The 6694-nt window shown below is 55.9% G+C and carries 5 protein-coding genes, 1 tRNA gene and 1 pseudogene; 4 read left to right on the top strand and 3 right to left on the bottom strand.

The features are described from left to right. Positions 1-63: 63 nt before the first annotated feature. Positions 64-139 (bottom strand) — tRNA-Asn (locus JO226_RS02110). Positions 140-459: 320 nt separating this feature from the next. On the opposite strand from JO226_RS02110, the pseudogene JO226_RS02105 reads away from it, so the two are divergent. The 4 genes and pseudogenes from JO226_RS02105 to JO226_RS02090 all read left to right on the top strand — a co-directional run. Next, positions 460-723: pseudogene (locus JO226_RS02105) on the top strand (LysR family transcriptional regulator); the annotation flags it as partial. 182 nt (positions 724-905) lie between these two features. Next, positions 906-2090 carry a DUF2235 domain-containing protein gene (locus JO226_RS02100; protein WP_293482005.1) on the top strand — a complete coding sequence of 395 codons (1185 nt, stop codon included), beginning with the start codon at positions 906-908 and terminating at the stop codon, positions 2088-2090. A 55-nt stretch (positions 2091-2145) separates the two neighbouring features. Beyond that, positions 2146-3087: a L,D-transpeptidase gene (gene ldtA, locus JO226_RS02095; RefSeq protein ID WP_293482003.1), complete on the top strand. Its 942-nt coding sequence runs from the start codon at positions 2146-2148 to the stop codon at positions 3085-3087. 353 nt (positions 3088-3440) lie between these two features. After that, positions 3441-4346 (top strand): LysR substrate-binding domain-containing protein, encoded by a 906-nt coding sequence (locus tag JO226_RS02090; RefSeq protein ID WP_293482009.1) that lies wholly within the window; start codon positions 3441-3443, stop codon positions 4344-4346. A 47-nt stretch (positions 4347-4393) separates the two neighbouring features. Here JO226_RS02090 and cobO read toward each other — a convergent pair whose 3' ends face one another. Together cobO and JO226_RS02080 are read right to left on the bottom strand one after the other, a co-directional pair. Further along, a complete protein-coding gene (gene cobO / locus JO226_RS02085; RefSeq protein ID WP_293482001.1) occupies positions 4394-4996 on the bottom strand; it encodes a cob(I)yrinic acid a,c-diamide adenosyltransferase in 603 nt (200 codons plus the stop codon). Positions 4997-5005: 9 nt separating this feature from the next. Further along, positions 5006-6658 carry a class I fumarate hydratase gene (locus JO226_RS02080; protein WP_293481999.1) on the bottom strand — a complete coding sequence of 551 codons (1653 nt, stop codon included), beginning with the start codon at positions 6656-6658 and terminating at the stop codon, positions 5006-5008. Positions 6659-6694 lie beyond the last annotated feature (36 nt).

Below are 6694 nucleotides of genomic sequence, written 5' to 3'. Positions count from 1 at the left end.
ATGGGGCAAACACCCTGGCGCAAAAAAGCAAAAAGCCTGCTCGAAAGCAGGCTTTTCTAAATTTGGCTCCTCTGACTGGACTCGAACCAGTGACATACGGATTAACAGTCCGCCGTTCTACCGACTGAACTACAGAGGAATCGTGTGAACGGGGCGCATAGTAACGATGCACCCGGCGCATGTCAAAGGCTGTGTGCGCTCTGCGGGTTCGTTTGCTGACTATTTCACCAAAACGTGCATTTTTGGCGAAAGTTTCAACGAACCGCACGCCGATGGTGCAACGCACCCCCTGATGGGGCACAGGGCCATCCGCTGACGCGTGACGAAAAGCGTCCGGATTATCAGAAATGCTTATTCTCCGGCCTGTTGGCGGTGGCGGCAAAAACTGGCAGGCATCTTGCAGTACCTCCGGTATCTGAACTGCCGATGCTGGTACTGGCATCCCTGACAGGAGGCAACATGAACTTAAGACGGCTGAAGTACTTCGTAAAAATTGTCGATATCGGCAGCCTGACGCAGGCCGCGGAAGTCCTGCATATCGCGCAGCCAGCGCTGAGCCAACAGGTCGCGACGCTTGAGGGGGAGTTGGATCAACAACTGCTGATTCGCACCAGGCTCGGCGTCACGCCGACGGAAGCAGGAAAAATTCTCTACACCCATGCGCGGACCATTCTGCGCCAGTGCGAACAGGCGCAGCTGGCGGTGAGCAGCATCGGGCAGACGCGGCGCGCGGCGGGTTGTGAACGAGATCCTGTTGTCGCGGGTGAGCCGTCCGGCGCCAGGTGATGGCACCGGAAGACGCCGCCATCGACTACCAAATCTGATAACCGCTATTCTGCGCGCTGCGTTACGCACAGTGCGCTGCCACATGCTATTTTTCCTCTTAACGGCACAATGGAGGGGGCATGATGAGTAAACGGATAGTGATTTGTTGCGATGGTACCGGCAACGAGCTGAATACCACGATGTCAAACGTGCTTAAGTTCTACCGGATCCTGGAGAAAACGCCGGAGCAGCGGGTGTTTTATACCCCCGGCGTCGGGACGCTGAGCCAGGACAACGCCTGGCAGCGGCTGCGGCAAAAAATCCGCTCGGTGTTTGGTCTGGCGACCGGCTACGGTCTCGATGACGATGTGCTGGAGGCGTACGATTTTCTCTGCCAGCACTGGGAGTGGGGAGACCGCATCTATCTGCTGGGGTTCAGCCGCGGCGCCTATACCGTACGCGTTGTGGCGGCGCTGGTAGAAACTATCGGCATTCTGCCGCCCGATCAGCGAAACCTCGCAGGCTACGGGCTGACCGCCTACAAAAAAGCCAGCGGCGATACACCAGAACCGCAGGCCAGCACCGATCTGCGGGCAGCCTGGCTGTTTGGCAATGTCGCCGGTGGGCGTCCCGCGCGAGTTGAGTTTATTGGCGTCTGGGATACCGTGGCGTCGATCATCGTGCCGCGCAGGGACCGGTTGATCCCAAGCCTGCAAACCCTGCGCTTTACCCGTACCAATGCGGCGGTAAAAATCTTCCGCCAGGCCATTTCCATCGACGAGCGTCGCCGCATGTTCCGGCTAAACCGCTGGACGTCGCCCCAGCCGTATCGCCCCAATCCCTATGATAAATCCAGCGAAACGGAGCAGGATATTCAGCAGGTGTGGTTTGCCGGTGTGCATGCGGATGTCGGCGGCGGCTATCCGGAATCCGCAAGCGGGCTGGCGAAATACCCGCTGGGGTGGATGCTTGACGAAGCGCAAAACGCCGGGCTGACCTATCACGAGACTCTCCGCCAGTGCATCGCTGAGGGCGGCACGCTACCGCACGGCAAAGAGACGTTTGTGGCGCCCAACCCGGGCGCCGAACTGCATAACTCCCTCATCGGCGGCTGGCGAATTCTGGAGTGGTTGCCTAAACGCGTTCGCTGGCGCGAGTGGCCAGCACGTAAGGCGCTGTGCGGTTGGTATCTGCCGATGGGCGAACCCCGCCGCCTGCCGGACGATGCGCTGATTCACGCATCCGTGCGAGAGAGAATGACGCTACGGGCGGACTACCGGCCGGTGAATCTACCGGAAACGCCCCATTTTACCGACGATCGATAAACGGAGAAAAACGCTATAATTCAGTGACGGCTGTCGCAACTGAGGAAGGGAAATCATGCGTCGTTTACATTTACTCTGTTTATTGTCCGTTTTGCTTACCAGCCAGAGCGCACTGGCGGTGAGCTATCCGCTACCGCCAGAAGGGAGTCGGCTGATCGGGAGCACGCAGACCATCACTGTTCCACATAATAATAAACTGCCGCTGGAGGCGTTCGCCGCCCAGTACGGGCAGGGGCTGAGTAATATGCTTGAGGCTAACCCCGGCGTGGATGTCTACCTGCCGAGATCCGGCACAACGCTAGTGGTGCCGCAGCAGCTTATTCTGCCGGATACGGTACGAGAAGGTATTGTCATTAACGTGGCGGAGATGCGTCTGTATTACTATCCGCCTGGCGGCAATACGGTTCAGGTGTTGCCGATTGGTATCGGGCAGGCCGGGCGTGAAACGCCGAGAAACTGGGTAACGGCCGTTGAACGTAAGCAGGAAGGGCCAACCTGGGTGCCGACGGCGAACACACGGCGGGAATATGCCAAAGAGGGCAAAACTCTGCCCGCGATGGTGCCTGCCGGGCCGGAGAATCCCATGGGGTTATACGCCATTTATATTGGTCGGCTGTACGCCATTCATGGAACGAACGCGAACTTTGGTATCGGGCTGCGGGTCAGCCAGGGGTGTATTCGTTTGCGTAACGACGACATCAAATACCTGTTCGATAACGTTCCGGTGGGCACCCGCGTGCAGGTCATCGACAGACCGGTGAAATATACGACGGAGCCGGACGGTAAGCGCTGGGTGGAGGTTCACGAGCCGCTGTCGCGGACTCGCGCCGAGTTTGCCTCTGACAATAAAGTACCGCTGCCGATGACCCCGGATCTGCGAAGCTTTGTGCAAGGAGCAGGCGTTGACGTCTACCGGGCGGATGCGGCGCTTGAGCGGCGTTCCGGGATACCGGTGAATATCAGCAGTGCGTCGATGTCACGACAGAGCGGTAGCTGAGCGCATTTTCATAAAATACAAACCGACCCTGTTCTATTTTTAGAGCAGGGTTTGTTTTATATTTTTTAGCTGTCAGCATATTATGCTGGTGAAATTATTAATGTTAAGGCGCATTTTAGTATAATTGGATGCTGTATCCATTCCGCAAAACACAGAAGTGAACAAGTTCTTAATAATCTTTCATGTTTCTTTGAAACTACCGCAAATACTCTGATGATGCAATTGAAAATGAATAAATCATGGTATGGATCAATGACGCCGGAGCATAACTAAAATATAACTATCCTAAAGTTCTGAAGCAGGGTCTATTCGCTTCAAAAAATTACTGTTACCCGCCATGAATGGAAGACATGATGAGAGGCAAAATACCCAAGACCGAGTTGTTGGTGACGTTCGAAGTTGTGGCTCGTCACGAAAGCTATACGCGAGCGGCAGAGGAGCTTGCGCTAACGCAGAGTGCTGTGTTCAGACAGGTGACGGCCCTGGAGGAATTTTTACACACATCATTATTTGGCCATGCCAAAAAACGGATTTTTCTGAATGCAGCAGGAAAGCATTATTTGACCATTGTTAAAGAAACGCTTAATAAGCTGGAGCGCGACACAAATATGATTATGACCTGGCAGCCTGCTGTTCAGGTTGTGGAGTTGGCAGTAAACCCGACCTTCAGCACGCACTGGTTGATTCCCAACTTATGGGAATTTAATAAATTAAATCCCGATATTATTGTCAACATTCACTCTCTGGCGAATATCGGTGATTTTTTAAATCGGGAATACGATGCGGCTATTATGCGCGCAGATTTTTGTCCACCCTGGTCGGAGGTCGACTATTTATTCGAAGAGGAAATCCTGCCAGTCTGCAGCAGAAGCTTACTCCCCAATGCAGAGCAGAAACTGGGGGTGGAAGAGTTGCTGAGGGAGTTCCCATTGTTACACCAAAGTACCCGCATAAATGGTTGGCAGGAATGGTTTGCGCTTTCCGGCATCACCCGTCCGGAGGTAAATCTCGGCCCGCGTTTTGATCTTCTCTCCATGCTGATTGCCGCGGTGCGCTCGAATCTTGGGGTGGCGCTGCTTCCCCGTTTTGCCATCCAGCACGACCTGGACTGCGGCGAGATGGTGATCCCTTGCGATGTTCCCATCCGCACCGGCAACCGCTTTGTCATGACGTGGCGAGCGGAGAAATCACAATCCCTGCCGTTACAAACCTTCCGTGAGTGGTTATTACAAAAATCGGTGGTCTCCCCGGTAGGTTAATCGTGCCGGATGACGGCTGTTCAGCCCGCCATCCGGCAAAGACCCACTTACCAGTCGATTCCCTCCTGCGCCTGAATACCGCTGTCAAACGCGTGTTTTACCGGGCGCATTTCACTGACCGTATCGGCAAGCGCCAGTAACTGAGCGTGGCAGCCGCGCCCGGTGACGATCACGCTTTGTTGCGCCGGACGGTTCTCAACCGCGGCGATCACCTCCCCGGTATCCAGATAGTGATAGGCCAGCATATAGGTGAGTTCATCCAGCACCACCAGATCGTAACCCGGGTCTGCCAGCATGCGTTTACTCTCCTGCCAGATCGCCGTGGCGGCCTGAATATCCGCTTCCCGGCTTTGCGTTTCCCAGGTAAAGCCGGTGCCCATAATGTGAAACTCGACGCCGAGCGGATGCAGGGCGTTGTATTCGCCATTATCCCACTGACCTTTGATAAACTGCGCGACGCCAACGGTTTTACCGTGCCCGACGGCGCGTGTGGCCGTACCAAAGGCCGCAGTGGATTTCCCTTTCCCGTTGCCGGTGAAGACGATCAGAATGCCTTTTTTCTCTGTTGCCGCCGCCACGCGGGTATCAACCTGCTCTTTCAGCTTTTGCTGCCGCTGGCGGTGTCTGTCGGCGTTGGCTCGCGCTTCCATAAAGGCTCCTTAATGTCCGGCCGGGCAGGATGCGCAGCGATGCTGCTGCTCAAACTGGCTGAAGAAATTATTCCCTTTGTCGTCCACCAGCACGAAGGCGGGCAGATTTTCGACTTCCATCATCCACACTGCCTCCATCCCCAGTTCGGGATACTCAAGGCAACGCAGGCTTTTCACATACTGCTGCGCCAGCAGGGCTGCGGCACCGCCGATGCTGCCGAGGTTGAAACCGCCATGCTTATGACAGGCATCTGTGACCTGCTGGCTGCGGTTGCCTTTGGAGAGCATGATCAGGCTGCCGCCAGCCGCCTGGAAGGCATCGACGTAACCGTCCATGCGCCCGCCGGTGGTCGGGCCCAGCGAGCCGCAGGCCTGATTGTCCGGCGTTTTCGCCGGGCCTGCGTAATAGACGATATGGTTTTTCATGTAGTCCGGCATCGGCTCGCCGTTATCCAGACGCGCTTTGATTTTGGCGTGGGCGATGTCGCGGGCAACAACAATCGGGCCGCTGAGCGACAGCCGGGTGCCGATCGGCAGCGTGGACATGTCGTGCACGATCTCGCGCAGCGGGCGGTTGAGATTGATCTGTACGGTCTGACCGCTGTTTTCCACGCGGCAGGCGTCCGGGATAAATTTGCCAGGGTTATGCTCCAGTTTTTCCAGCCAGATGCCGTGCTTGTTGATCTTCGCTTTGATATTGCGGTCGGCAGAGCAGGAGAGGGCCATGGCAATCGGGCAGGAACCGCCGTGACGCGGCAGGCGGATCACGCGAATATCGTGGGCGAAATACTTGCCGCCAAATTGCGCGCCGATACCGAATTCACGGCTGGCGTTGAGCAGCGAGGTTTCAAGCGCCGTATCGCGAAACGCCTGGCCCAGCTCGTTTCCGCTGGTGGGCAGGTTGTCGTAATATTTTGTCGAGGCCAGCTTCGCGACCTTCAGCGCCTGGTCGGCGGAGAGCCCGCCGACAACAAAGGCGATGTGGTACGGCGGGCAGGCCGCGGTACCGAGCGACTTCATCTTTTCAATCAGGAACGCGGTGAGTTTTTCCGGCTGAAGAATGGATTTCGTCTCCTGGAACAGCGCCGCTTTGTTGGCCGAGCCGCCGCCTTTGTTGACGAACAGGAAGCGATATTCGCTGCCCGGCGTGGCGCTGATATCTATCTGCGCCGGCAGGTTGGTGCCGGTATTGACTTCGGTATACATATCCAGCGGTGCATTTTGCGAGTAGCGCAAATTACACTCGTTAAATGTGGCGTAAACCCCTTTGCTCAGGGCTTCGGCGTCATCGCCGCCGGTCCATACATGCTGTCCTTTGCTCGCCACAATGGTTGCGGTTCCGGTATCCTGGCAGTTCGGCAGAACACCTTTGGCCGACACTTCGGCGTTGCGCAGCAGTTGCAGGGCGACATACTTATCGTTACTGCTGGCCTGTGGGTCATGCAGGATACTGGCTATCTGTTTTAAATGCCCGGCGCGCAGAAAAAATGAGGCTTCATAAAATGCCTGTTGGGCCAGCAGGGTTAACGCCTCAGGCGCGACCTTGATGACCTCTTCCCCCTCTAACTCTGTCACCGTAATATGTTGATTACTGAGTAATTCATATTCCGTCGTATCTTTACCCTGAGCAAACAGCTCTTGCCAGACAAATGGCTTAGACATAGCACTTCTCACCTTAAGTTATTTTTGCCGGACGGC

This window comes from Pluralibacter sp. (assembly GCF_019237635.1).
Taxonomy (GTDB): Bacteria; Pseudomonadota; Gammaproteobacteria; order Enterobacterales; family Enterobacteriaceae; genus Enterobacter_B.
This window is presented reverse-complemented; position numbering and strand designations above follow the sequence as displayed.

Bases quoted from the DNA above. Each gene is read 5' to 3' on its own strand.
- JO226_RS02100 (WP_293482005.1), top strand. From the start codon at position 906: ATGATGAGTAAACGGATAGTGATTTGTTGCGATGGTACCGGCAACGAG.
- ldtA (WP_293482003.1), top strand. From the start codon at position 2,146: ATGCGTCGTTTACATTTACTCTGTTTATTGTCCGTTTTGCTTACCAGC.
- JO226_RS02090 (WP_293482009.1), top strand. From the start codon at position 3,441: ATGAGAGGCAAAATACCCAAGACCGAGTTGTTGGTGACGTTCGAAGTT.
- cobO (WP_293482001.1), bottom strand. From the start codon at position 4,996: ATGGAAGCGCGAGCCAACGCCGACAGACACCGCCAGCGGCAGCAAAAG.
- JO226_RS02080 (WP_293481999.1), bottom strand. From the start codon at position 6,658: ATGTCTAAGCCATTTGTCTGGCAAGAGCTGTTTGCTCAGGGTAAAGAT.